General features: G+C 40.1%; 30 protein-coding genes and 1 other annotated feature. Of the genes, 13 read left to right on the forward strand and 17 right to left on the reverse strand.

The features are described 5' to 3' along the window. Positions 1-226: 226 nt before the first annotated feature. Positions 227-1,615, forward strand: a complete 1,389-nt coding sequence (locus ACIROD_RS07885) for an L-cystine transporter (protein WP_402939316.1) — start codon at positions 227-229, stop codon at positions 1,613-1,615. Positions 1,616-1,670: 55 nt separating this feature from the next. On the opposite strand, the gene ACIROD_RS07890 is transcribed toward ACIROD_RS07885, so the two are convergent. Beyond that, positions 1,671-2,327: a phosphatase PAP2 family protein gene (locus ACIROD_RS07890; protein ID WP_402939319.1), complete on the reverse strand. Its 657-nt coding sequence runs from the start codon at positions 2,325-2,327 to the stop codon at positions 1,671-1,673. 228 nt (positions 2,328-2,555) lie between these two features. Then, a complete protein-coding gene (locus ACIROD_RS07895; RefSeq protein WP_101223124.1) occupies positions 2,556-3,905 on the reverse strand; it encodes an amino acid permease in 1,350 nt (449 codons plus the stop codon). 59 nt (positions 3,906-3,964) lie between these two features. After that, positions 3,965-4,202 (reverse strand) — a binding site (T-box leader). Positions 4,203-4,587: 385 nt separating this feature from the next. On the opposite strand from ACIROD_RS07895, the gene ACIROD_RS07900 reads away from it, so the two are divergent. Beyond that, positions 4,588-4,965 carry a hypothetical protein gene (locus ACIROD_RS07900; RefSeq protein WP_402939323.1) on the forward strand — a complete coding sequence of 126 codons (378 nt, stop codon included), beginning with the start codon at positions 4,588-4,590 and terminating at the stop codon, positions 4,963-4,965. A gap of 380 nt (positions 4,966-5,345) precedes the next feature. Here ACIROD_RS07900 and ACIROD_RS07905 read toward each other — a convergent pair whose 3' ends face one another. Further along, complete coding sequence (locus tag ACIROD_RS07905) at positions 5,346-5,582, reverse strand: hypothetical protein (RefSeq protein WP_260358454.1); 237 nt, start codon at positions 5,580-5,582, stop codon at positions 5,346-5,348. A gap of 209 nt (positions 5,583-5,791) precedes the next feature. On the opposite strand from ACIROD_RS07905, the gene ACIROD_RS07910 reads away from it, so the two are divergent. The 3 genes from ACIROD_RS07910 (at position 5,792) to ACIROD_RS07920 (ending at position 7,882) form a co-directional block, all read left to right on the forward strand. Beyond that, entirely contained in the window at positions 5,792-6,952 is a 1,161-nt protein-coding gene (locus tag ACIROD_RS07910) for an MFS transporter (RefSeq protein ID WP_214744657.1), read from the forward strand. A 322-nt stretch (positions 6,953-7,274) separates the two neighbouring features. After that, positions 7,275-7,691: a hypothetical protein gene (locus ACIROD_RS07915; protein ID WP_402939327.1), complete on the forward strand. Its 417-nt coding sequence runs from the start codon at positions 7,275-7,277 to the stop codon at positions 7,689-7,691. Between the two features lie 17 nt (positions 7,692-7,708). Then, the gene (locus ACIROD_RS07920) at positions 7,709-7,882 is read left to right on the forward strand and encodes a hypothetical protein (RefSeq protein WP_402939330.1); all 174 of its coding nucleotides are present in this window, start codon (positions 7,709-7,711) and stop codon (positions 7,880-7,882) included. A gap of 290 nt (positions 7,883-8,172) precedes the next feature. Here ACIROD_RS07920 and ACIROD_RS07925 read toward each other — a convergent pair whose 3' ends face one another. The 6 genes from ACIROD_RS07925 to ACIROD_RS07950 form a co-directional block, all read right to left on the reverse strand. Further along, positions 8,173-8,814 (reverse strand): response regulator transcription factor, encoded by a 642-nt coding sequence (locus tag ACIROD_RS07925; RefSeq protein WP_214744755.1) that lies wholly within the window; start codon positions 8,812-8,814, stop codon positions 8,173-8,175. Beyond that, the gene (locus ACIROD_RS07930; protein ID WP_402939334.1) at positions 8,807-9,853 is read right to left on the reverse strand and encodes a sensor histidine kinase; all 1,047 of its coding nucleotides are present in this window, start codon (positions 9,851-9,853) and stop codon (positions 8,807-8,809) included. The genes ACIROD_RS07925 and ACIROD_RS07930 overlap by 8 nt, the downstream gene beginning before the upstream one ends. Further along, entirely contained in the window at positions 9,850-10,593 is a 744-nt protein-coding gene (liaF, locus tag ACIROD_RS07935) for a cell wall-active antibiotics response protein LiaF (protein ID WP_402939337.1), read from the reverse strand. The genes ACIROD_RS07930 and liaF overlap by 4 nt, the downstream gene beginning before the upstream one ends. A 157-nt stretch (positions 10,594-10,750) precedes the next feature. Next, complete coding sequence (locus ACIROD_RS07940; RefSeq protein WP_098373728.1) at positions 10,751-11,386, reverse strand: PspA/IM30 family protein; 636 nt, start codon at positions 11,384-11,386, stop codon at positions 10,751-10,753. A 19-nt stretch (positions 11,387-11,405) separates the two neighbouring features. Then, entirely contained in the window at positions 11,406-11,753 is a 348-nt protein-coding gene (locus tag ACIROD_RS07945) for a lmo0954 family membrane protein (protein ID WP_063232490.1), read from the reverse strand. 487 nt (positions 11,754-12,240) lie between these two features. After that, positions 12,241-12,855 (reverse strand): TetR/AcrR family transcriptional regulator, encoded by a 615-nt coding sequence (locus ACIROD_RS07950; RefSeq protein WP_101223132.1) that lies wholly within the window; start codon positions 12,853-12,855, stop codon positions 12,241-12,243. 172 nt (positions 12,856-13,027) lie between these two features. Here ACIROD_RS07950 and kynU point away from each other — a divergent pair, with 172 nt between their 5' ends. The 5 genes from kynU to ACIROD_RS07975 all read left to right on the forward strand — a co-directional run bounded on the left by kynU (position 13,028) and on the right by ACIROD_RS07975 (position 18,198). Then, a complete protein-coding gene (gene kynU, locus ACIROD_RS07955; protein ID WP_402939341.1) occupies positions 13,028-14,305 on the forward strand; it encodes a kynureninase in 1,278 nt (425 codons plus the stop codon). An 89-nt stretch (positions 14,306-14,394) separates the two neighbouring features. Next, positions 14,395-15,816: an amino acid permease gene (locus ACIROD_RS07960; RefSeq protein ID WP_230176625.1), complete on the forward strand. Its 1,422-nt coding sequence runs from the start codon at positions 14,395-14,397 to the stop codon at positions 15,814-15,816. A 51-nt stretch (positions 15,817-15,867) separates the two neighbouring features. Further along, positions 15,868-16,722, forward strand: a complete 855-nt coding sequence (kynA, locus tag ACIROD_RS07965) for a tryptophan 2,3-dioxygenase (RefSeq protein ID WP_402939345.1) — start codon at positions 15,868-15,870, stop codon at positions 16,720-16,722. Positions 16,723-16,773: 51 nt separating this feature from the next. Further along, positions 16,774-17,400 carry an arylformamidase gene (kynB, locus tag ACIROD_RS07970; RefSeq protein WP_260358458.1) on the forward strand — a complete coding sequence of 209 codons (627 nt, stop codon included), beginning with the start codon at positions 16,774-16,776 and terminating at the stop codon, positions 17,398-17,400. A 165-nt stretch (positions 17,401-17,565) separates the two neighbouring features. Further along, a complete protein-coding gene (locus ACIROD_RS07975; protein WP_402939349.1) occupies positions 17,566-18,198 on the forward strand; it encodes a LysE family translocator in 633 nt (210 codons plus the stop codon). 136 nt (positions 18,199-18,334) lie between these two features. On the opposite strand, the gene ACIROD_RS07980 is transcribed toward ACIROD_RS07975, so the two are convergent. After that, positions 18,335-18,463, reverse strand: coding sequence for a hypothetical protein (locus ACIROD_RS07980; RefSeq protein ID WP_260358459.1), 129 nt, complete (start codon positions 18,461-18,463; stop codon positions 18,335-18,337). A 242-nt stretch (positions 18,464-18,705) separates the two neighbouring features. Between ACIROD_RS07980 and ACIROD_RS07985 the strand changes: the two genes are divergently transcribed. Both ACIROD_RS07985 and ACIROD_RS07990 read left to right on the forward strand, forming a co-directional pair. Continuing rightward, positions 18,706-19,347, forward strand: coding sequence for a hypothetical protein (locus ACIROD_RS07985; RefSeq protein WP_402939353.1), 642 nt, complete (start codon positions 18,706-18,708; stop codon positions 19,345-19,347). Positions 19,348-19,487: 140 nt separating this feature from the next. Then, positions 19,488-19,832, forward strand: coding sequence for a hypothetical protein (locus ACIROD_RS07990; protein WP_101223140.1), 345 nt, complete (start codon positions 19,488-19,490; stop codon positions 19,830-19,832). 87 nt (positions 19,833-19,919) lie between these two features. Here the strand turns inward: ACIROD_RS07990 and ACIROD_RS07995 are convergent, their stop codons facing one another. Together ACIROD_RS07995 and ACIROD_RS08000 are read right to left on the reverse strand one after the other, a co-directional pair. After that, positions 19,920-20,771 carry an MBL fold metallo-hydrolase gene (locus ACIROD_RS07995; protein ID WP_402939356.1) on the reverse strand — a complete coding sequence of 284 codons (852 nt, stop codon included), beginning with the start codon at positions 20,769-20,771 and terminating at the stop codon, positions 19,920-19,922. Positions 20,772-20,907: 136 nt separating this feature from the next. Next, positions 20,908-22,335, reverse strand: coding sequence for a phospholipase D-like domain-containing protein (locus tag ACIROD_RS08000; RefSeq protein ID WP_402939359.1), 1,428 nt, complete (start codon positions 22,333-22,335; stop codon positions 20,908-20,910). Positions 22,336-22,555: 220 nt separating this feature from the next. On the opposite strand from ACIROD_RS08000, the gene ACIROD_RS08005 reads away from it, so the two are divergent. Next, a complete protein-coding gene (locus tag ACIROD_RS08005; RefSeq protein WP_402939362.1) occupies positions 22,556-23,002 on the forward strand; it encodes a hypothetical protein in 447 nt (148 codons plus the stop codon). A 508-nt stretch (positions 23,003-23,510) separates the two neighbouring features. Here the strand turns inward: ACIROD_RS08005 and ACIROD_RS08010 are convergent. From ACIROD_RS08010 to ACIROD_RS08030, 5 genes are all read right to left on the reverse strand, one after another. Further along, the gene (locus tag ACIROD_RS08010) at positions 23,511-24,071 is read right to left on the reverse strand and encodes a peptidoglycan-binding domain-containing protein (RefSeq protein WP_402939365.1); all 561 of its coding nucleotides are present in this window, start codon (positions 24,069-24,071) and stop codon (positions 23,511-23,513) included. 182 nt (positions 24,072-24,253) lie between these two features. Further along, positions 24,254-24,706, reverse strand: a complete 453-nt coding sequence (locus ACIROD_RS08015) for a DinB family protein (protein WP_402939367.1) — start codon at positions 24,704-24,706, stop codon at positions 24,254-24,256. A gap of 440 nt (positions 24,707-25,146) precedes the next feature. Then, on the reverse strand, positions 25,147-25,296 hold the full coding sequence (locus ACIROD_RS08020; RefSeq protein WP_098186234.1) for an FbpB family small basic protein: 150 nt from the start codon (positions 25,294-25,296) through the stop codon (positions 25,147-25,149). Next, positions 25,289-25,456 carry a Fur-regulated basic protein FbpA gene (locus ACIROD_RS08025; RefSeq protein WP_084786080.1) on the reverse strand — a complete coding sequence of 56 codons (168 nt, stop codon included), beginning with the start codon at positions 25,454-25,456 and terminating at the stop codon, positions 25,289-25,291. The genes ACIROD_RS08020 and ACIROD_RS08025 overlap by 8 nt, the downstream gene beginning before the upstream one ends. Continuing rightward, positions 25,377-25,988, reverse strand: a complete 612-nt coding sequence (locus ACIROD_RS08030) for a flavodoxin domain-containing protein (RefSeq protein ID WP_402939371.1) — start codon at positions 25,986-25,988, stop codon at positions 25,377-25,379. The genes ACIROD_RS08025 and ACIROD_RS08030 overlap by 80 nt, the downstream gene beginning before the upstream one ends. Positions 25,989-26,120 lie beyond the last annotated feature (132 nt).

The raw sequence follows: 26,120 nt of genomic DNA on the forward strand, positions 1-26,120 counted from the left end.
CTAATCCTTCCTGATAAATAAATAGATGAAGATTTGTACCCTGGCTTGATCCAGCATCCCTTTATTGTTCCCTCAAATCCAGTTCCTGAATAAAGATAAATACATGAATTACTTGAAAAGTCAAAAATAAATTATTTTCTTCTGGTAAAAAATCAGCGGATGATGTATCATAGGCTTCAGATATTTATTATTCTTATTTGGTTAATCGGAATTAGGAGGAATATATATGATTGGTTATGTGTTTTTAAATCTTGCCATAATGCTCATTCTTTTAGGCGTTTTATTTTACATGAATAAGAAGCATATTTCCTTTACAAAAAGGGTCTTTACTGGACTTGGTTTAGGAATTGTATTCGGACTTCTTTTGCAGTATTTCTATGAACCTCAGTCAGAGGCGATCGTTAAATCGGTCGATTGGTTTAACATTGTAGGTTCCGGCTATGTCAAGTTCCTGCAAATGATCGTCATGCCGCTTGTCTTCATTTCAATCTTATCCGCATTCACAAGATTGAAACTGACTAGCAATATTGGAAAGATCAGTGTCCTGATCATCGGAATCCTGCTTGGAACGACTGCGATTGCAGCAGCTGTCGGGATCACATCGGCAACTGTTTTCAATTTGGAAGCCGTTCAAATTGAGCAAGGGGAAGCGGAGTTAAGCCGCGGGGATCAAATATCGGAAACATACGGTACGATTCAGGATAAAACCATGCCGCAGCAAATTCTTGAATTGATTCCGTCCAATCCGTTCCTTGATTTAACGGGTGCACGTCCGACATCAACCATTTCCGTTGTAATTTTTGCTGCATTTCTTGGGATTGCCTATTTAGGAGTCAAAAGGAAGCAGCCTGAACATGCTGAATACTTTGCTAAAATAGTAGATACATTGCACAGCATCATCATGCGCGTAGTAACATTGATCCTGCGTTTAACACCTTACGGGATCTTGGCGATCATGACGAAGACGGTAGCTACGAGTGATTTGGATGCCATCCTGAAATTAGGGAAATTCGTAGGTGCCTCATATGTGGCCCTGATTGTCATGTTCCTTATCCATTTGCTATTGCTGATGCTTGCAGGATTGAATCCAATCGTATATTTGAGAAAAGCTTTCCCAGTATTATCGTTTGCCTTCACTTCAAGAACAAGTGCTGGCGCTCTGCCATTGAACATCCAAACACAGAAACAACTAGGGGTGTCCGAAGGTATTGCCAACTTTGCCGGATCCTTCGGCTTGTCGATCGGTCAAAACGGCTGTGCCGGAATCTATCCGGCCATGTTAGCGGTCATGATCGCTCCAACGGTTGGGATCAACCCGCTAGACCCTTCCTTTATCGCCATGTTGATTGCCATCGTAGCCATTAGTTCTTTCGGGGTTGCAGGTGTAGGCGGAGGCGCAACATTCGCTGCCATCCTTGTATTATCTGCAATGAACCTGCCAATCGCCTTGGCCGGCCTGTTGATTTCCGTCGAGCCATTGATCGATATGGGAAGAACGGCCGTGAATGTCAGCGGAAGCATGACTTCCGGTATTTTGACAAGTAAAATAACGGGTGACCTGGATAAGGAACAGTTCAGAGAAGAATCATCTTTGAAAATTGAAGCTGAAATGTAAAAGAAAAAAGCATCGGACTTCCTGTCATGGAGGTTCGATGCCTTTTTACATATAGTCACTTTTTAATTTGCCTCGCTGCGTAATGCTTGGTCTGAAAACTAGGTAGCGCATGGAATATATACTGGACAGCTGCATATACCCCACATGCAAGGAGTATTCCTGCGAGTACATCCAATACAGCATGCTGTTTCGTAAATAGCGTCGAGAGGATGATCAGTGTTCCGAATGCAGTGACACTGGCATACTCCCATTTGTGCTGTTCTTTCCGCTTATGGGCAACGATCATCATGATGAATGTAGTCAGTACATGTATGCTGGGAAGACAGTTGACAGGTTGATCATGACTATAGACGAATCGCATTAAATGGGCAAAGATATCGTTACCCACCACTTCCGGACGCGGAACTGTCGTTTGCCAAAGGCAATATACAAGAAAACAGAAAAGTTTCCCCGATATCAAACTGCCTAATCCTACGAAATAGTGCTTTCGGTCAACAAAACAGTAGTAAATCATCAATCCATAAATATACGGATACCAAAGTAAATAAGGAACGACAAATTCTTTAATAAAGGGAATCTCCCCATCTATTATAGTCGTAACATCGACAGCATGACCTGAAGATTGATTGATGATTGAATAGATGGAACTAGTAATCACCAAAAGTATTAAATAATATAACGGGTGAAAGGATAGTAAGGAATTGTTTTTCATAGCTCGCTCCGACTTTCAATATATTGGTTTTTTTCCAAAGATTATTATACAACATTTTTCACTAGATTATCTCTTTAATTGCTAAAGTTAATGATTCCCATGAACTAGTAAAATGGATATCTCTTACTTTTCATCAGACCATGAATACATAACGAAAGCCATGGCATATACCACGGCTTGAAACGGAAACTTATATGCGGGAAGGCAAAAGTGATCACTCCGCCTTTTCTAGATTTTGTTATGGCGTTTTTTCCATACATACGTTAAGGAAATGAAGATGTAGATGCAAAGTGTAATGATTGTGACGACTATGGATGTCGTGAAAATGATTCCGATCAGGATCGTTATTAAAGCGATGATCGCAGCCCAAGTCGTATACGGGAACCATTTTACCGAATAGGCACTTGTTTTTCCTGACTGTTGTTTACGTGATTTCAAATGGGCGAAAGCAATGATCAACCAGATGAATAATACGGTATATCCAAGCGAACCCATTAGGAAATCGAAGGTCTTGCTTCCAGCAAATAAGGAAATCAGTACACCGCCATATAAAGCGGAAGTACACATTAATATTGCGGGAACAGGTACTTTCTTCTTGGATAAACGGGAAAAGATTTTCGGAACTCGACCATCCACGGCTTGTGTATACAGAACGCGGGATGAACCATACAACCCGGAGTTCATCGATGAAATGATCGCTAATAGAACAACGGCGTTCATGATATGGTCGGCACCAGGAATACCGATCATTTGAAAGACCATTACAAACGGACTTTCCTTCACTCCGTTTACTTCGTTCCAAGGAATTAAGCTAACGATGATGAAAAAAGGAATGATATAGAAAGAAATGATCCTGACCAATGTACTGCGAACGGCCTTTGGAACCACTTTTTCAGGATTTTTCGTTTCAGCTAATGTGACCCCGATGATTTCCGTACCGCCATATGAATAGATTACCACCAGCATCGCAGTGATCAAACCTGTCGATCCATTCGGAAAGAAACCTCCATGCTCGGTCAAGTTAGAAAAACCGACGGCTGTATGATCACCAAAAGTAACGAGCAGCAACAATAATCCAGCCATGATGAACACAATGATGACCGTAATCTTAATTAAAGCAAGCCAGTACTCCGTTTCAGCAAAAACCTTTACCGACAGTAAGTTAACCGCAGTAACTAAAACCGAAACAGCTAATGCCAATATCCAGATTGGATATCCAGGCAGCCAATATTGAATGAAAATTGCCGCAACCACTGATTCGGCCGCGATATTCAATACCCACATTTTCCAATAAATCCAATCCAAGAAATAGGCAGGGTACTTTCCTAAAATCGATTGGACCAAATCCCTGAATGTTCGTGCACCGCTATTGCGGACCGCCATTTCAGCTAAACCTTGCATGATGAATAATAGGATGATGCCTCCTATCAAGTACGCAATGATTACGGAAGGACCTGCCATATCAATAGCTGAACTGCTTCCTTTAAATAAACCTGCCCCGATGGCACCTCCTAATGCCATCATCGTTATATGTCTTGAAGTCATTGTCCTCTGTAAATTCCGTTTGTCCGTTTCCATATCCTTCCCCCCCAAAAATCAAAAAAAGCATATCGTCTCTTCCTTCATAATCAAATGAAGAAAGAGACGATATGCCTTAAGCTTACCGCGGTACCACTCTTATTGGCTCTCTTTTAGAACCCTGCTTTAAAAACCTTGTAACGAAGGTCAATCGTTAAAACAAAAGAATGGAATCATTCCTATCTTTCGCTTTACCACTCCCAGGCAAGTTCAAAGTATCATTGGACTGCGTTGCACCAACCCGCAGCTCTCTTCACCTAATAATGAGCTTTTACTACTCCTGTTCATTGCGTTTCAAAAATTATATCTGAATATTTTTAATAATATCCAATACTATACGGACTCAAGGTAAATTTGTCAATAACTTTCTTAGGATAATATTTTCAAAGAAATAAATTAGGGGAAATCAACGTGAGCCAGCTATTACGATCTTGTGAGGATGAGTGGTTCTATTTCCGTTTCTTGGCAAACGCAACCGATAAGACTGGTTGCTACGGCAGCTTATCTGTTAGAAATGTATCATGAGGTTACCTCCTTCCCCGTTTATAATTAGATGGAAAAGCAAAACCGTGACCTTCTTCCTGCACTCGGTTCCCTCTATATTTTTCCATATATTCAATGTTATAGTATTTATACAGGAAATAAATCTAACGAATAACTCACTATCTGTTTGGAGGACATAATGAAAAAAACGTTAATTATTATATTTTTTTTATTATCTGTTTTGGTTGGGTGTAGTAACGGTGATAAATACATGAATCTTTCTGGGGAGAGCGATCATTGGAAAGGAGAGTATGTTGCAACCGCTACCGAAGAGTCGGAAAATGGAACCTATACTTTTAAATATAAAGATGTAGCCAGCGATGTATTTTTCAAGACTTTGGAGATTTCAATTAATGATGGTGAAACTAAGCAGAAAACGACAAACTACAACGAATCAACAGTTGAAATTCAAACTGCATGTAGCGGCTGTTCAGTAACTAATGAAAGTATGCCTATACATATAACAATTAATTGGGATGGTAATGAAGAAAGCTTTACTTTAAAGCAAAGCAAATAAAGAAGAGGGCGTATTCGCCCCTCTAGACCAAATTAATTCCCTTTGTTTACAAGTGCTGCTAACATCTGAACTAGATCACCGAAATGAGTAGCCAACGTATAAGCAATGACGAAAAGGCTTCAAGAATAACAACTTACTAATGATACCTTTTTAATTAGTTCGAATTTCTCTGGGTCAATTTTAACAAATTCATTTTTATATAATTATAGGATAAATACCCTCTAATATCCTAACTAACAAAATAGAACCGTTATATCCGAATGGACGGATTTTAAAGGTCTTTTCCCTATCCATCGTCAATAATTCCCACTGAAAAAAAACGATCACAGCTCCTGTTGTTTACCTAATCAATTAATCTATTCATAAAAGCCTAGACTCTCCTAAAAAAACTCCATCCCTAACCATGATGCAGCCACCATCAGAACCCCAACGACAATCACAATAACCGGTCCTACAACAATTAATCCAAATAGCAGTGAGCCTACTGCGTCCAGGAAGATTCGAAATGGTCCTGCTTTTTCCTTTTTATTCTTTTGCTGCGTTAATAAGTCTTCCAGATGACCGACTTTTTGCTTCAATTCCTGCAACTCTTGAATTACTTTTGTGTCCTGGTCCATGAATTACCACCCTCCTCAATTAACAATAAGTGTTAATTCTATCATTTACATCCATTTTTAAAAAGTGAAATTTAACCTCGAAACCAACTCTATCATTCTATTTTCATCCATAAAATTTAAACTATTTTTTCAAATTCTGTCATCAATGATACAATAACATGGTCTGAAATCAATCCAATCTATAGAACACGTGAGGTATCATATTTTTTATGAAAGCAATACGATTATTAAAGAGTTTTAACTTTTTATATTTTGGACTGCTTGCCATTTTCATTCCGTTTCTGCCAGTCTATCTGGCTGATCAAGGTTTGCGTCCAGCCCAAATCGGATTCATCATCGGTACAGGAGGTTTTGTCACCCTCATTACCCAGCCTTTATGGGGAATGATCAGCGACAAAACAAGGACTATACGAAAAGTCCTGTTGTTACTCATCTTTTTCTCGAGCGTAATCGGTTATTTCCTCTATGATTCAAGCAGTTATCTTCAGCTTATCCTGTTTGCCATGCTGCTATATTTCTTTCTGATGCCGATCGATCCCCTGACGGAAAGCCTCAATTTTACGATGGCAGAGAAATCCGGAATCAGCTACGGCTCCATCCGGACATATGGTGCATTGGGTTATGCGGTCATATCGCTGATCACCGGCTATGTTATGTCATATTTCGGAGCGAACAGCCTTGCGTTCCTTTTTGCAGGAATAGGTTTGATCAGCTTCATTGTCAGCTGGATGATGCCTGATGCTCCCGTTTCAGGGAAACCTGTCACCTTAAGCAGCCTTAAGCATTTTTTCAGCAATAAAGAGACGCTTCTCTTTCTGTTATTGGTCTTTATCTGTGCTGTTCCTGCAAGGATGAACGATACCTTCCTTGGAGTATATATCCGGGAACTTGGAGGAAGTGCCAAGCTTGTAGGCTTGACCTGGTTCTTGGCGGCGGGAAGTGAAATCGTTGTATTCGCCCTAAGCTTTTGGTGGCTGCGCAAAGGTAAGGAAATCATCATCATTTCGTTTGCAGCAGCGTTTTTCTTTATCCGTTATTTCGTCTCTGCGTGGATTACCGATCCACAGCTATTAGCTTATTTGCAAGTCATGCAGCTATTGACTTTCCCGATTTTCTACTCGGCGGCCATCCAATATCTTTACCGGATCGTTCCGGTGGAATGGCGTGCCACAGGCCAGACCGTACTGGCGCTGCTATTCTTCGGGGTTTCGGGAATCATTGCTTCTTATATAGGCGGGGCCATATATGGAGCATATGGAGGGAAGACCCTTTACCTGTTCATCTCCTCCATCTCCTTTATAGGAATGGTATTCGCTTTGGTTCTTTATCGGATATACGGAACGAGGCTCGATACCGCAGAGGAAGCTTGATTTAATTCTACGGATTCTCTGGAATAGAGTCATTGTAGAAAACACTGAATTGTCTACACTTATCTGGCCAGATATTTTAAGGGCAGTTACAATAACTAACTACAAATAAGTCTAAACGATTCAAACCATCCAACTTGTTCGTGAGGTAGACGGTAAGCAATAGCTTTTCCATTCAACAAATAAATAAGCATACCAAAACAGCAATGCCCCATTTCAAAATTGGAATTTCGTTCCTCTCACTTTGTATTATTATAAAGTTATGAATTAAAATATCTATTAAACACAAAGTGAGCTTAAATTTGTCTTTGGAAGGGGAATGTTCGTGAGAAGTAAAACTTTAAAAGCCTTATTGTCCGTTATCCTATTAACCAGCATGTTCAGTATTACATCACTGGCAAAACCAGAACCGGCAGCAGCATGTTATCCTGCATATACATGTATGAAAGTACCTCCAAAAAACTATTCATTGGTCTATCAAAATTCAGATAGGCGTAAAGGTCTTATTATTGGTGGGGTTGTATTGGGTGGTGTAGGATTTTTAGGGACTACTGCAGGTGTCGGCTCTTTTGCAGTTGCTACATATACTAGTTGGAAAGAGTTATATCATGGTAGTCTTTCATTTAGAAACTACATTAAGAAAAGTGACCTTAAAGCTTATAAATTTAAGTCAAAAACAGTATACTATGAAAAGATCAACTACAAAGGTAAGACTACGACTAAGTACAAGTACCACAACTAAATAAAAGAGGTGTTTTGATGTCAAAATATCGTTTATTCCACACTCTTATCGTGGTCATATTCTTCGGATGCTTTCTATATGGTGTCACCACCAGAACACCTGAAAGTTTCACAGTAACCATTATTGGTGGGATTGTGGGAATAGGTTTATTGTTGGCTAATCATAAGATGAATAAAAAGAGTGAAACATAAAGACTGGGGCTACAAGGTAATGTCCTTTTGAGACCCCAAGAGGGTCTTGGTACAGCAGCGAGTCTATCAACTCCTTATCCTCTCCCGTTCACAGACGTTATATGGCGATTTCTCGCCTTCTCTAGTCTCTGTCTAGAACCATAGAAAAAGGGGGCTGTCTCATAAGTCCAATTTAGACTTATTGACACCCCATCTTTAAAATCAAGATGTTGATTTAACAGCATTCTTGATTTTTTTATTTGCTTCTTTTTGGCTGGTTTTATCCTTTTGGGAAAGCCCCTTTTTTTGCATCATTGCTCGTCGTGAACGAGCGAATGCTTAAATGCGTAAATCACTGCTTGCGTGCGGTCCTGCACGGCAAGCTTGCTTAATATATTGCTAACATGCACTTTGGCTGTTTTCAGGGCTATGTATAGTTCATCGGCAATTTCCTGATTCGTTTTCCCTTGTGTCATCAGCAGTAAAATTTCCATTTCACGGTTTGTCAATTGATCATGAAGCTGGGTGATTTTTGGGCGACGCAGCTTTTCCATCATTTTTCCCGTCACTTCAGGTTCAAGTACGCTTTGACCCTGGAAAGTGGAACGAACGGCTCTCGCAATCTCACTGGCCTTTGATGTTTTCAGCATATAGCTCGTCGCTCCGGCTTCCAATGCCGGATACACTTTTTCATCATCCAGGAAGCTTGTCACAATGATGATTTTCGCTTCTGGCCATTTTTCAATAATTCGTTTCGTCGCTTCTATGCCGTCCATTTCTGGCATCACCAAATCCATCAAAATGATATCCGGACGCAATTCCATTGCCAGTTCGACAGCTTTCAAACCATTGTCCGCTTCCCCGATCACTTCGATATCCGACTGTGCGGATAAATAAGCCGATACCCCTATCCTTACCATTTCATGGTCATCGACAAATAATACTTTAATCATCATGATCACCTCCAGCATTTAATAATGGGATTTTCACTTCAAGTTTCGTTCCTTTATTCGGAACGCTTACAAGTTGCATCGTTCCGCCTAATTCAACAGCCCGTTCATGCATGTTTTGCAGACCATAAGATCCCGTTTTCGACTCCTCGACGTTAAAACCGATGCCGTCATCCGTTATCCGTAAAATGATCAGCCCATCACGAACGATCAATAGCACTTCAAGCGAGCTCGCTTTTGCATGTCTCAGTGTATTGGAAATCGATTCTTGTAAAATCCGAAACAGATGGTCCTCAATCCCCTTATCCAAAGTGACAGGCTCCATCTTCCAATTTATATCCATCGTCACTTTTTGGGCCAATTCCAAAAGAAGCTCCTTCATTCCTTCATGTAAAGATTTTCCCTTTAATGCAACAGGCCTCAAGTGAAGCAATAACGCCCTCATCTCAAGCTGGGATTGATGGATCATTTCTTCCACTACCTTGAATTGTTTCATTTCCGTTTTTTCCATATCGGATTGTGACTCGGTGATGGCCGACATGAACATCGAAGCGGCAAACAATTGCTGGCTCACCGAATCATGCAGTTCCCGCGCCAAACGGTTTCGTTCCTGGGAAACGATTTCCTGAATCTGTTTCTCCTGATCAATGGCCTTTTCATTCGCCATTTTTTGTGATAATTTTGTCTGCTCATTGATTTGCTTATGGATTAGATGCATCCTTTCCACCATTTTAGCCATCTCTTGGACCGGATACGTCTCCTGTTGCGAAGGTAAGCGGCCCTGTTCAAGTAAGTACAGCCCTTCATCCATCCTTTCCAGCTGCCTCTTCCAAAACATTCCCGAAACGACTCCATAAATCAGCCCTACCGTCATGACCAGACTTGGCAGGAATATGACGAAGGGTAAGCCCATGACAACTTTCTCCCACAATAAGCTCCAGTCGGATAAAGGAAAGATGAAGAAAACCGCCGCCGGCAAGGCAAGGGAAAGAACGAAAGCAACACCAAGGGCAGTCAATATCTGCCGTGTCAGTATACTCATATCCGCTTCACCTCTAAATCCCCAACTAAGATTGAAGTGATGATATGAACCTTTTGATCCGTTTCATTGAACCCTTCCGTTTGGTAGGAATAAATTTGATTAAAGACCCTGGATTCAGGCTTATTTTCAAAAATCCTCGCTCTGCCTGCAATGACAGAATGATGGACCCTGATTTCGATGCCATATGGTACGAGAACAGTGATATTGCCAATGATATTCCTGATGGAAATGACAGCGTCGCCTTTCGGTAAAATCGTTTTGCTTAAATCGATAACCGTATCACCGACCCCGCCCTGAACATTCACGGAATTCCATTCATATACTTGCTCGGCCTGTTGATGACCGAAAAACTTATTTTTAAAAAGGTAATCGGTTTTCAGCAATTGTTCCTTATTGATCTTTTCTTCGTCCGAATCATCATTGATTAAAATGGGACTGACCCAATCAGGATTCTTTTTGGACTGATAATATAAAAACAAAAGATAAATGAGGATCGCCATTAGGAAAAATTTAAAGACGAACATATTCAAGACATTGATGATAAGCGAAATCAACCCTATAAAAAATAGGATTTTCCCGATTGTCCGTTTTGTGAATTTCCTGCCTAAATAGATGCATCCTATTGAAAAAGCGAGGGAAAAAAGGAGACCTCCACCCGTAAATGCAATCTCTAAAAAAATCAGGACGACTCCGATGAGAAGTATCCATCCCATATAGTCCGTCTTCATCTTGTTCAACATCGGTTCGCCTCCCCTTTATATGATCACGATATTCTTAAAAGGCACAGGAACCCGTGCCTTTTAAGAATACCATGAAATTATCATTTTCTGACAGCCCGTTTTCCCCCGCCCTCCATTCCAAAAGGTCAGGGGATAACAGCGATGCCTTAAAAAAACTTTACGCTTCTTTCTGTTCCAATTCTTTTTCAAGCTGGACAATCCTGGCATCGATCGTATGCCGATTATAATCAGTATGGACCTGGTGCTCGATGCGATCGATATAATGCTCCATTTCTTCAAACATCGCTACCGGTTTGGCTTCGGATCTGCCCCCATCCAAAACCCGATTGATCCGGTTGTTTGCCCGGGCAATATTTTCCCTGCCCATCAGCTCCAGACGCTTTAGATGCATATCCTTCAGCTTATGCTTCATTTCTTCATATTTCCGCTCCAGTTCAGCTAACTGAACCTCTGCACTTTTATGCGCCTCCTTCAAACTTAGCGCTCGCTCTTCATAGTGCAGGCTTTCCTTTACAGCAAACTCCATTAAATCCGTTTCTCCCGACTGCTTGGCAATCTCAGCCTGATGCTTACGTTTTTCAGCCAGATTTTGCGCTTGATTATATTCACGCGTAAACTCTTCTTTCAAAAGATATTGACGTTCAAGCAGCTTACCGACCTTTTCCGCCTCCTGCTCACATTGACGCAAATATTGATTTAACATTCCAATTGGATTTTTTTGCTCCTTTTTATCCAACAAGTCGTGAAAATCCGCTGAAATCGTTTGTTTCATTCTTGAAAATAAATTACCCATTCCAATTACATCCCTTCTATTAGTTCTTATTCAACTCTTTCCACTCTCTTTCAAAATTTGAGAATGGGTCATTTTCTTTCGATGATGCACTTTCATCATTTTCATTCCATTTTTTATAGACTAGGTAAAGAACATAAGCTGCCACCAGTCCCAATATTGCCGGGATATGGGAAATAGAAACGATCAGCACGATAATGGAGACTGATCCCCACGCAATCTTCGCCCCTGTCGATTCGGACTTCATGAACTGCTTGAACCCAAAGTATAGGATCGCCAAGCAAATCGCCAGGCTGATCAGTGGACCAACGTTCGCCAGTAACAGGAAAAGTGCGATCAGTCCTACAATAAATAAACCAAATTTCTTCATTGTTTTCGTCCTCCTTTCTATGTTTATATCTTATCTACTTTTACAAGTTCGTATAATGAGCCTTAGCTATATTTTCTAGTAAGACTTAAGGCGTAGACGCTGTAAGTCCGATGCTAATGTAGTGTTTTGGCGGTTTACTCGTGAATTTGCACTTACTTGTAAGTTTGAGTGATATATTCGAAAGTTTGATCGATATATACCAGAGTTTGCGTGATATACTCCGAGTTTGAGCTATATCCTCGTGAGTTGCGCTTTACTCGTGAATTCTGCGACTTTACTCGTGAGTTTGGGCACTTTACTCGTGAATTTGCACTATTTACTCGTGAGTTTGAGCAATTTACTCGTGAATTTGCACTATTTACTCGTGAATTTGCATTTACTCGTGAGTTTGAACGGTTTACTCGTGAATTCTGCGGGTTTACTCGTGAGTTTTGAAATAAAAAAAATCTTCCGATAAAACCGGAAGATTGGTGTACTGTCATTATCATTACAAATACAAGCCTTCGACGTAAACTGAGGTGATGGTTTGAGCAATTTCTTCGACAGTGCTTTGGTGTTCGTTTCGGACAATTTCCCATAGATACATTTCATTTGTGAAAAACCACCCTCTTGCCACAAGCTCATGGTTTAGTTCAGCCCTTGCCAGACCATTTTGCTGGGCATAGGCGACGTCCTTTGAAATTCGCTGAATGAACTTCATGCGAATCGCTTTCCATTTATCTGAAATAATGGTTGATATCCCAATGGCCTGTTCGAAAACTTGCATCATGTTGCGTTCAGCTTCTGCCATTTTCAAAAATGAATTAGCTTGTCTGTTTATGATATGTTTTGCTTCGTCTTTTGATTTTGGAAAGAAAGAGGTCTCGGCAATTTCATAGAATTGCTCCATTACATTCTCCATTAATACAATTAACAGATCCTCTTTCCCTTTAAAATGAACATAGGCCGTTCCGTATCCGATGTTTGCCCTTTTGATCATTTGGGAAATAAGCGCAGCTTGATAACCTTCTTCAAGAAATATTTCCTTTGCAGCTTCCAATAACTTTTGTCGTGTCATGATCGAGCGTAAATGCCGTTTATCCCCTACTTTGCCATTCTCCATGCTTATTCCTCCCTTATCTTCTAGCATAAAGGATTTCCATAAAATAAAAAACATTTGTTGGAAAGTTCGATTTCAATGTTTATAATTTTCCGAATCAACTTATTGACACGATGTCATATTCTTTGGTACGATTCTCCTAGAATTATTAAAATACTAATATAGGAGGATGATTATGGTTTCTGAATATACATTGGATCACGCTAAACAAATGGATGAGAATGATACGCTTAAAGGTTTTCGAGAAGAGTTTTATTTAAAGCCGGATTCCATCTATATGGATGGAAACTCATTGGGGCTTCTTTCGAAAAGGGCTGAACGCACTCTTCTGGAGTCTTTGGAAGATTGGAAAGAGCATGGGATCGATGGATGGACGCAAGGGAATCACCCATGGTTTTTCATGGCTGAGAAATTGGGCGCGAAGATGTCCCAATTGGTCGGAGCTTCTCCCGAGGAAGTTATTGTAACCGGCTCCACAACCGTGAATCTGCATCAGCTTGTAGCTACTTTTTATAAGCCTGAAGGAATGCGCACAAAAATTTTGGCAGATGAATTAACCTTTCCGACTGATATTTATGCTCTTCAAAGTCAGCTGCGTACACATGGATACGATCCGGAAACCGATCTCATCCGCGTGAAAAGCCGCGATGGCAGATTTCTTGAAGAAGATGACATTATCCAAGCAATGACCGATGACATCGCTTTAATCATCTTACCAACGGTCCTGTATCGCAGCGGTCAAATATTGGATATGAAACGATTGACTGATGAGGCCCATAAAAGAGGAATTGTAATCGGATTTGACGGATGCCATTCCATCGGTGCCATCCCGCATTCATTCAGCGAATGGGATGTGGATTTTGCGTATTGGTGCAATTATAAACATTTAAATGGCGGTCCTGGCGGTGTTGGCGGTTTATATGTAAATCGAAAACATTTTGGAACGATGCCTGGATTGGCTGGATGGTTCGGCTCAAAAAAAGATAAACAATTCGATATGGAACATACCTTAACACCAGCTGAATCAGCAGGAGCGTATCAAATTGGCACGCCGCATGTGTTAAGTTGTGCGCCTTTGATTGGGTCTTTGGACATTTTTATAGAAGCTGGAATTGAGAATATTCGCGAAAAATCCCTTAAAATCAATCAATATTTAATGGATTTAGTCGAATTCGAATTGGAAGACATGGGATTTTTCATTGGAACTCCTAGTGAAGACATACGCCGCGGAGGTCATGTAAGCCTTGAGCATAAAGAAGCTGCACGGATATGCAAGGCACTGAAAGAGAACGGTGTCATTCCAGATTTCCGGGCACCTAACATCATTCGTCTCGCTCCGGTTGCACTATATACTTCCTACGCAGAAGTTTGGGAAGTTGTACAAATACTCAAGAAAATCATGTCGGAAAAACAATATGAAAAATTCAAGAATGAGCGTGAAGTGGTCGCATAACATGGAATTCCGCCAAATGGGGCTCATCCCTCAAATGGTTAGTTAATTACGGCAGGCTAAAATCTTTTTTGATAAAAAGGGGATGAACTATGGAGAACAAAAATACTCAATTGAACTTTAAAGATGAGCCAGAAAAAGGATTAAAACGTGAGCTGAAAACAAATCAGCTTTCCATGATCGCGATGGGCTGTGCCATCGGGACAGGGCTATTCCTTGGCAGCGGGCTTGCGATTCAAGCGGCAGGGCCAAGTGTATTGCTCAGTTATGCTCTTGGGGCGTTCATTGTTTTACTGTTGATGGGCTGTTTAGCCGAAATGACGGTTGCCCATCCTACTTCCGGATCTTTTGGAGCCATTGCGGAAAAGTACATGACTCCTATGGCAGGCTATCTTGTCCGCTATTCTTATTGGATTGGCAATGTTTTGGCTGTTGGGGTTGAAGTAAGTGCAGTCAGCGTATATATGAATTATTGGTTTCCGAGCGTTCCGGGAATCGTATGGATTTTGCTGTTTGCAGGGGTCCTGATTTATGTAAATGCTACCAGCGTGAATACATTCGCGACATTTGAGTATTGGTTCTCCTTTATTAAAATAAGTGCCATTGTTGGTTTTATCCTTCTTGGAGCCTATGTACTATTCGGTTCATCCGAACAGCCACATATAGGACCGGAAAACTTCGTGAATGAAGGCGGTTTTTTCCCATTTGGTTTGAAGGGGATGTGGATAGCCGTATTTATTTCTTTATTCAGCTTTCTTGGAACTGAATTGATAGCGGTTACATCAGGGGAAGCAAAAGATCCAGATGCAGCTGTCCCAAAAGCATTAAAAGCAACCGTGTTCCGTTTATCCACTTTCTATGTGCTGACAATCGGCATCATGCTGATGATCGTTCCTTGGAAAACGGCTGGGATCGAGGTAAGTCCATTCGTAAAAGTGATGGAAATATTGAACATTCCAGGTGCATCCGGGATCATGAACTTCATTATTTTAACGGCTGCCATATCTGCCATGAACGCTCAGCTTTATGCTTCAACACGGATGATGTTTTCATTGGCACGTGGGAAAAATGCACCTAGCTTTTTAGGAAAGTTAAACAAAAGGGGTGTTCCTACAAAAGCACTTGCAGTCTCTTCAACGGGAATTTTCATCGCTGCAGGCGTTCATGCGTTACTTCCTGGTTCATCCTATGCCTTCATGATGGGGATTTCCATGTTCGGTGCTATGTTCACATGGCTCATGATCTTCATTTCCCATTTGTTTTTCAGGGTTACATGGGATAAAACAGGCGGACGCAAGTTACCGGTAAGGATGATTGGTTTTCCCTATTTAACGATACTAGGAGCCGTTCTTCTATTTAGTTTGATGATTACGTCATGGTTTACGGATTTCAAAATCATGCTTCAATTCGGGATTCCTTGGTTACTATTTTTAGCTGTTGCTTATTTTATTTCAAAAAGAAGAAATATTAACCATAATGTAATGGAAGAATCTCTGGAAAAGAAGATAGAATAGAATGACGAAATAAATAGTTTTTTGCATATGGAAAAGTGAGGAGATTGCGGAATGAAAAATGTGGATAACAATGAAAAAACAATAACGGGTCTAGAGAAAGAAATTCAAACCGACTTTCAAAAATCGATGTCTTACGGAGATTATCTCCACCTTGATAAGATTTTAACCAGTCAACATAGATGTTCCGATCATCATGATGAAATGCTATTTATCATTATCCACCAAGCGAGTGAGCTATGGATGAAGCTCATTTTACATGAGTTGACAGCAGCGACTGAGTCTATCCGCCAAAACAAGCTGGAACCTTCGTTTAAAATGCTGTCTCGCGTTTCAAGGATCCAGCAGCAATTGATTCAATCATGGAATGTCCTTTCAACCTTAACGCCGGCTGAATACATGGAGTTCAGGGATAAACTGGGACAATCTTCCGGATTCCAATCTTATCAGAATCGTTTGATTGAATTTGCATTAGGAAACAAAAATGTCCATACGCTATCAGTCTATCAGCACCAAACAGAGTTATACGAGCAAATGCAGCAGGCCCTTCATGAGCCAAGTATTTATGACGCGGCGATTAATGCTCTTGTAGCCCGTGGATTACCTATTGATCAAGGAGCCATCAGCAGGGATTGGTCACAAAGATATGAACCAAATTCGAGTGTAGAAGAGGCATGGCTGACTGTTTATCGCGATGTTGAGCAATATTGGGACTTATATGAGCTGGGCGAAAAGTTAGTGGACATTGGCCACCAACAGCAATTATGGCGTTTTAATCATATGACCACAGTGGAAAGGATTATTGGTAATAAGCAAGGTACTGGCGGATCATCAGGTGTAACGTATTTAAAAAGGGCACTTGATCAACACTTTTTCCCAGAACTATGGAGTTTAAGAACGAAGCTATGATGTAATATAATAAGCAGCAGAGAAACAGCCAGCAGAGATGGAGGTAAATGCATGGGGACATGGATTGATATTTCACAACGTCTGGATGATAACGTTGCAGTTTGGCCTGGAGATACACCTTTCTCTTATAAAGTAAATTGGAGTAAAGAAGAAAGTGGATCTGTCAATGTTGGTCAAATCAATATGAGTATCCATACCGGTACCCATATTGATGCACCTTTTCATTTTGATGACGATGGAAAAAGAGTGATTGATTTGGATCTCGACTTATATATGGGAATTGCCCGAGTTATCCATTTACCAAACAAGACAAGCATCGGAGTCGATGAATTATCCAGTATAGATCTAACTGGCGTTACCCGTCTGTTAATACGGACGGATGCATGGCAGGATCGAAGTGTGTTTCCACAAACGATTCCTCCTATCCAGCCAGAATTAGCGGCATATCTTTCAGAAATGGGCGTCCGTCTTATTGGTCTTGATTTACCATCAGTAGATCCACTGGATAGTAAAGAACTGTCTGCCCACCATGAACTTGCCGGTCATGGAATTCACATTTTGGAAGGACTTGTATTAGACGATATAGGACCGGGTAATTATGAGCTGGCAGCCCTCCCTCTTCCTTTAGTTGAAGCAGATGGAAGTCCGGTACGTGCTGTGTTGAAAAAGTTACCCTAACAAATTTTTTCAAAAAACGAGCCAGATCAAAAAATGATTTGGCTTGTTTTTTTTATTGCCTCCCTTTCTATTGAGGTAACCATTAACTATCAAATTTATCTCCCTAAACCAAGTGCATTTATGTTATAATTTTCAGAATTCATCACTAAGAGTGGAGGTCCGAATATGGAAAACTTTTATTTGTTCATCATCATGTGCATCCTTCTCATCATCTTACCCGGTCCAGATACAGCAATAGCCACAAGGAACACCGTTACCGTAGGGACGTCGGGAGGTTTTAAAACGATGTTCGGCACGTGCTGTGCCCTGCTTATTCATACATCAGCTGCCGTGTTCGGACTTTCGGCAATCATTGTGAAATCCGCTTTACTATTTTCCATCTTCAAATATGTCGGTGCCGTTTACTTAGTATATCTAGGCTTCAAGACCCTATGGGGATTAAGGAATAAACAAGTGGCCGCAGCGGCGGAAACATCAGTCAAAAGTAAGTACGAAAACCAGTCTTGCTTTAAGCAAGGCTTCCTTACCAATCTGCTGAACCCTAAAGTGGCCGTCTTCTTTTTAACGTTCCTGCCTCAGTTCGTGAACCCGGGAAATGATACGTTTTTTCCGTTCCTGATCATGGGCATGACGTACACCGTTTTAACTGCGTTGTGGTTTGTATTTTATATCTATCTGCTGAACCAGATCAGTGCTTTCATGAAAAAGCCTAGAACCCAAGCGATTTTCGAGGGTATAACCGGGACGGTCTTGATTGGTTTCGGGTTAAAGCTAGCTCTGGAAAAAGCTCATAATTAATCTGAACTGCACCCTAATTGTTAGAAACACCTAACAATCAGAGGTGCAGTTTTTTACAGAAACAGGGATTAAGGTACTTGCTGAGTTAGTGTCACAATAAATGAAACGATAATGTTTTCAAAAGAGAATCATATGTTCACTTCACTATTTTCCCCCCGTCACCGAACAACAGAATGTACAGTTTACCAGTTTTCCAATCTTCGCTAGCAGGGATTAAAAACAATGCACAAATACTTACTAAAGATAATCTTAGTAAAAGTTTCATTTCCATCCCCCTATTATTGTTTTTCTGCACTTTACCATAAACCACCACAAACAACGCTTTTGAACACAGTATATACGATTCAAATATTATGAACTCCCCTAAGGGAGCCTTACATGCTTCTGAAAATTGGAATTTTTTAAATTCTTTGGTCATTCAACTTTTTGTTTAGGGTTGTCCAAACATCTTGAGGAATTTCTGCATTTATTATCATGTAGCAATTTATAAAAAAAAGGATGAACGCTGTGTCAAAGAAAAAAGATAAGAAAACCAGTAAGAATAACAACGGTCAGAGTACTCGGTATACGACCGATGTTTGTGTTTTCATTTTAGGTAACGCTGCTGAAGTAAGAGAAGAAGATATAAGAACACAATTTAAATACGCCAGTGACATATGGGGAATTGATTTTCGGCCTAATATTTGTGATTTAAGAACTAAAGAAGGAGCACGGAAGTGTGGTTTGAAAACTGATGCCACTATAGCAACGATCTCCGTACCTTTGCGGATGAGACAACGGGAGAAAGTTTTTAGAGCCTTAAGAAAAGGTAATCGTGGCCGTCAAACTGGACTTGCTGTGTTTTACATTAATGCACAAGACCTTAAAGATGGAAAGGCTATTGCTAACGTCAGCTGGGATAATAAAGGAACACTGGGTAATATCGTCATGACATATGATACATTCCAACAAAAAAATATGGATATCTTGGCTCATGAATTCGGACATGCCTTGTTAGTCAATGCACGTCATTTAAATGATAAAAACAACATTATGTATCCCTCAGGGACAGTAATCGTACCACCAATCTCACAAAGACAACTAAGGGCTATGACTACCTCCAAGCAAAGAGCAAAAGCCTATAAAAGACCTTATGTTTACAGAATTTGAAGCCCGATAGAAATGATGAATCCTCCCTCGTGATACATGTACAAGCTATATAAAAGTTATATTAAACGGACCAGAAATAAGGCTATGAATGTTACAATATAAAAAACATATTTTGTTATTTTTATACAGGGAGAATAGAAATGAAAACTATTGAAGTTAGGAAAACAAAGGATATCGGATTAGGTTCCCTTTCTTTTGCACTATGTTTAATCGGAATATTGTTTACCTTTCAATTTGGCGATAAACCTTGCATAGGAGATGATATTTTAAATAATATCGGACTAAGCGCATGGTCAAATGGAGATTCAGGTATTCATTATACAATGTTCTATTCGGCTATATTTTTCATCCCTTCCTTTATCATTGGTCATATTTATCCCGATAACAGAGGAGCAAAAGCAGGGAAAATCATATCAGGTTTCCTATCAATTCTTATAGTTTCAGTACTATTAACTATTATTATCGATTTGGTGTGGGGACCTTGAATGAGCCTTTGAGAACTAAGGCCAAATTAAAGGGTATGGGCCCAGTATTACCGACCTCATACCCCAAGCCACCCCTATGGTCTTCAATCACTCAAAGTAACCATTCACGAAAAATCCAATTGTTTCACGTTCGTCCTCAGTTAGATCCCGCTTTAGTTCTTTAGCCAGTTCCTGCTCCATTAAAGCTCGGTTTCCCCGGTGTTCGACCACCGCTCTGGCACATTCTTTCATTAGCTTAAGCTCCGCCTCCATTTCCAGTCTCGTGCAAGGCTTATCATGATGGGAGAGTATGTAGGTTTCGGCATCATAGGCTTCAATTTTCTTAATGAGCAGCGAAGCCTGTTCAGGCGTATAATTCCATTTTTCAGCATAAAGATTGGCATAAAGGCAGTCTCCCAGAAATAATGTTTTTTCCTCCCGTACATAGATGATGCAGGAATCTTTAGCATGATCGCCCCCTACATGCTCAATGACACAGGTTATATTGCCGAGATCGATCGTCATCGTTCTTTCAAAGATGATATCGGGCAGAGGAAAGGAAATCTCTCTATTCGTCCCATGCTCCAATTTGATTGCATCGGCGCAAAAGGTAATCTCCGTCCCTTCTTCGACCCGTTGATCAAGGGCCCGATCTTCCCATGAAAGCTGCTGCATATCTTTAATGTTGGTGTATGTTTTTTCCTGACAAATCACTGGAATCCCGATATTCTCCAGTCCGAAAACATGGTCCCAGTGTGAATGGGTAAGAACGAGGAAATTCCCGCTAATATCTTTACGAAGCAATTCGTCCTTAAAGAGCTGTGCATGCCTGACTGAGTTACCGGCATCGATGATAAGCGTTTTCTTGTTTCCCGTCACGGCGGCAAGAACCGGGCGATCCGTTTCCTGAACTGGCGGCAGGTAGACAATACGTTTCGATAGGTGCTGTAATGTTTGCATGTTTCTGTTCTCCTTACGATTGTTGTTGTGATTAGCTTGCTCAAGTATAGCAAATTACACATGTATTCATTACATAATCTCCGCTAAAGGCAAAAAAGACAACAATCTCCGTGATTGCTGTCTTTTTCGTCATCATTCAAATGAACCTATTCCAATATACCGTGATTTTCGAGAGGGCATTTAAAAAGGTGGCTTTAAAAAAAGACTCTTCCTTCTTCTGATCTTCAGGCGGTTGTATATATTTTTTATTGTCCGCAATGAGTGTACTTTTTGTGATTTTCGAATCGATGGCACCTATCAACTGCGTTGCAAATCTTTCACTATCGATGACCACCATCGATTCTGTATTCAGAAAGGCAGATCGGGAATCCAAATTATAGGAGCCCACTGCACTTAATCGTCGATCATAGACAACCGATTTACCATGCAAAGAATAAGGCTTTGAATATTCATAAAGCCTTGCCCCCGTCTCAACGACGCTATCCCTAAGCGCCAAATAACCGGAAAAGGCGATAACATTCGGTGTTGACGCCACCGAATTGGTAAGTATTGTCCAATCAGCCTTTGGATCCATTTGCCTCGGTACATAATCCTTCAAGGCATCCCCAGGAACAATATAGGGACTTTGGATGTATACCGATTGATTGGCGTTCGCAGCAATATCCAATAGGGATCTCCACACAATAGGGTGTTTGTTGAAACGTTCGATTGGATTATGAATGAAGGACACTTTCTTTGTAGGTGTTGTAGCCTTGTTCCAATCGACGACTGGATTAACGAAATCAGCTTCAGTTTGCAATGCTTTGCTATATTGTTTCGCTAATGCATCTCTTTCACGTTCTCCTTTTTTCGTTTGCCTTTTCGAGAGGTCCGAAAAAACATCGCTCGTATACGGATGATTCCATAATTGATTCAAATAGTCCTTCATTTCAACGATTACACTATCTTTCTCCTCTTTAGCATTGAAAATGAGTACATCCCTGTCATAGACAAAGTTCCTCGGCGGCTTGCTTGCTAAGTACTTATCTGCAATATTTCTCCCGCCGATGATGCCTAACTTTCCATCTACAGTGATAATCTTGTCATGAAGGCGATTATGCCAGGTCCACGGCTTAAATGGCTTAAAGGTTTCGTAATATCTTAATTCAATGTTTTCATGCGAAGCCAATGCATAACGGGCACTGCTTAATTGACCTCTGAGTCCATGAGATATTCCATCCAGAAGAATTCGGACTTTGACACCTCGGTCAGCCGCATCAATCAAGGCTCCAAGAAAAAGCTCTGTTGATTTGCCTTTTCCAAAAGCATAGTAGGCGATATCGATTGAATGCTGGGCTTCCTGGATCATTCGCATTCTGGCGAGTCCCGACTCATAACCGTCTTCGAAAAGCAGGACACGATCCACGGTGGCTTCCTTCTCCCCCATATATTCACTTACTTGTTTAATCGGCCTGTTTTCTTCTTTTTCTGCTTTGGGGAAAAGAACAACAGCCGTCACCACTACATAAAGGACATATAATAGAAGAACAAGCAAAAATCCTTTAATTGCCGTTTTTACAGACATTGAGCACTCCCCCCTTTAAGCGATATTTTATTACTATTCGTAATATGCAAAGACTCTATTCAAAATCTGCAGGCTTGATAAATCTGACTACCATCGAGCGATGCCATTTACCCATCTGCTTGATCCTGGGTGGAACTTGGAACATTTATTTTCCTTTTAAATGTGACAAAGTGGTGAACATGAAAGCAGTTGCATAATATGATATAGAAGGAGGGATTTCATGCTTAAACAACCTGATAGAATAAGTATCTTCAATTATTGTTTTGCATTAGGGGTATCTGAAGTTTTCTTTTTATCCAGCTTTTATCTTTCCATTCTTGACGTTTCATTATTTGCAATCGCTTTGCCATTTTCCGCTTTATTTCTAATGTTCTCCTTGTACCTATTCCTTCGAACGCACAAAGCAGTAAAGACCTTACCCAACCAAGATGAAAAAAGAAGGGAAATTCATGCCTTCTATCATCAATCTTTCGGGATTTTCACGATCATTTTTTTCACTTTACTTTTTGTTGCTTTAGCCTATATTCCTTTGCTGGACAACGGAGGGCATTTCTATCTGCTTTATTGTTTACCGATGGCCTTGCTTTGTATGATTCCTTCAATTGTTTCTTATAAAGGAATAAAATTATTCAAACTGGATTCCGGCAAGGATTTAACTAAAGTCTAATTGATTTTACCAAAGACTTCGTTAAGCAATATCTCACCCATGTTTTTTAGTTGAATGTATAGGCAAAATGAGGATATAATATTGATAACTAATAAATAAAAAAAGACACTGGTTTAACCAGCGTCTTAATGAACAGCAAACTGCATAAAGAGCAGCGGCTTTCTGTGGTAAGTCAGTTGCTACTCGATCATGAAAGTAACCCTTTTCCTACATACATCTGGCCGGATGGTATGGAGGGGGTTACTTTTTTAATGTAACCGCGATTACTGCGACGATTAAAGAGGCGAATGAAATCATTAGCATCAGTCCGTCCATAATAGAAATCACCAGCGACACCCCCTTTCTGAAAAGGAGTGACCGCTGCCCACTATACCAAATTGCTGTCCATTTACTATTATATCTGTATTTACTTGTTATTTATAGCCAAAAATAGCTGTATTTAGTCTACTTTAATATCCATAAAAAAAATCCCACTTAAAGTGAGAACATTTTTTGCATGTATATCCCTTTATTGTTCGACTACACGGCCATCTTTATAAATGTGAAACCACCCAATCGTTCCTGTGCCGCCTTGATCGATCCAATCTTTATTAGCTGCTTTATAATTGTAATATGATTTTCCTTTACCATCTTTCAGCAATCTGCCATCACCGCTGAATACGATGTTGTTACCCAGCTTCTTCTTACCTAACGCGATCGCGTCTTTCTCCGTGAACTGTCTTCTTTCCACCTTATTTTCATCTAAAGCAGCCCATGTCTTCGGTCCGACGATACCATCCGAACTCAAGTTATGATCCACTTGAAACTCCCTTACCACATTTTGTGTTTGGGTACCGAAAATCCCATCAACACCTACATTATATTTAACATCTTTAAGGCTTTGCTGTAAGTCTCTTACATAACTCGAACGTGAGCCTTTCCTGAGGGTCGGGCGTGTTTCCGCCTTCGTTTCGAATTTCTGGATTTCACTGCCCTTTGATGCTGCGTGGGTAATTGAAGTAACCGTTCCTAGAGGGGCCAACATCAAGGCAACTGTTGGAATCATGACCAATAATTTTTTCTTCAACACATATAACCTCCATTCATATGATCACTCCTGCAGGTTTCTGACACTTCCCTTGGAGCCCATTCATTATAACGTATGGAGTTATCTTATTAGTTATTTATTACTTTAATTATAAAAAATGGTAAATACGATCCATGGAGTGCAAATGTGAAAAATTGAATAAAAAAATAGTGACCTATGGATCACTATTTTTTTATTATAATTTGATTGTTAATATGATGTTCCATATGTTCTAGGTAATCTTTTATTAGCCACTCCAATGATTTTAGTTGATTATTTCCTATATCACAAAGATTAGATAATCTATCATTTGGTGTATTCGTTATTATATGTATGATTTGCTTATTTAAAGAACAAAAAAGATTAACGATCTCATCCATTGGCCGCTCTTGATAATTCTGAATCAATACCCATTGGTCTTGATTATATGGTTGTATAACATATGGCTGTACTTCGTACTGAATCTTGATAAACCTATCCATATTGTTCAATGCAGAATCGCATAGATGTCCTAAAATCTCTTTTTTGGACCATTTGTGTGGCATTGGTCGATGATTTATTTCTTTTTCTGTCCTCCGGTTGAACTCTTCAGGTATAAAACCTATCCAATGATTGATTCCATTTATTACATTTTTCAATTTGCACTCCCCCTAAGATTTACCTAAAGAATTTTTATTCGGCAACCAACCGGAAAATACCTTCTTCTTCAACTGACTGCATTGTTTGCTGAATATGGAAACCAACAGCATTTAATTATAGACCCAAAAGAAAAAACCAAATCAAAAATGGATTTCGGCTCAGACTTCAGGCAAACTTGAAGAAAAGTCAGTTTGCCTGAAGTTTCAAAAATACTCGAGTTGATTTCAGAAATCCGCTCCTTTCCGCTGACTGTCTGCCAAGCCTCCTCGACGCAAGCGACTCCGGGGTCTCGGCTAGCCAGTTTTCGGCAGGGGTGTCGCAAATTTCCTCAATCTAGCGAGCGTTTCATAAAAGAACCACAGGCGCAAAAAGCTCCGAGTGCGGGACCGCCCGTGGAAAGCGAGTGCCAAGTTTCAATCAACGTTCAAATTTTAACCAGTCATGATTGTACTTGCTTACCGCCCTTTTTTTCATTGATGGCTTTTTGATCGATCTTTGTATAGATGCGTTCCACTTCAATTTTGTCATGCAACAGAAGTTCGCGGTTTTCTTTTAGAAGTTCAGTATATGATTTCCTTCTCCTAGACATTTTTTAATTCACCTCTCAAGTGATTGAATTCCTTCTGTAAAACTACTATCGGAAGCTCGTAAAGTTGTTTATTATATTTTTTAAAAATCCCGAATTTCAGAAGTTCTTGTATAAGTTCCTCTTTTTTTGCTTCTCCCTTTGTACTTAATTGGGTAATCATCAAGGACCCTCCTTAACAAAAATACAGACTTTTGGTATTTGGGGCTGCCCAGCATCCGATCCCACATGAAGAATCTCCACTTCTTCCTATTGCTTCCCCATATAAGGGCATGCTCTGCAAAGTCTTCGCATTTGCTTAATTGTTCGTATGTACTGCTTTCATGGTGTATTTTCAACACTTGATCATATACATCAAATCCAAATTTCTTCATTTTATTGGAAAGGATATCTATCCCAGCGCAGGGTTTCGAATGGGTCAGGTCGCCGGCACCAAAGAATGCAACTTTCACTCCAGTAAAGTCCACTTGATCAATTTCTTCATAAAACTCGTTTGCTTCATACGGTAACTCTTCTAGATTCCATGTATATAAACCGATAAAGGCCAAATCAAAATCCTTTAAAGCATCAACTTCAACAGTATCCAATCTTTCCATATATACTTCACAGCCGACAGCCTTCATTCTGTTCTTTATGTTTATAGCCATTTTCTCGGTATTACCGGATAAACTGACATAACCAATGAATACCTTCATCTATATCACCTTCCTAATTGAGAATTAATTTCATTACACATCTCACTATAAATGAAAATGATTCTCATTGTCAATTATTTACCTCCGGTAATTATATTAAACAGTCCGTTCCTCATCTTAAAAATAATATAA

Origin of the sequence: Peribacillus sp. NPDC101481, assembly GCF_044767165.1 — a bacterium.
Classification (GTDB): Bacteria; Bacillota; Bacilli; order Bacillales; family DSM-1321; genus Peribacillus.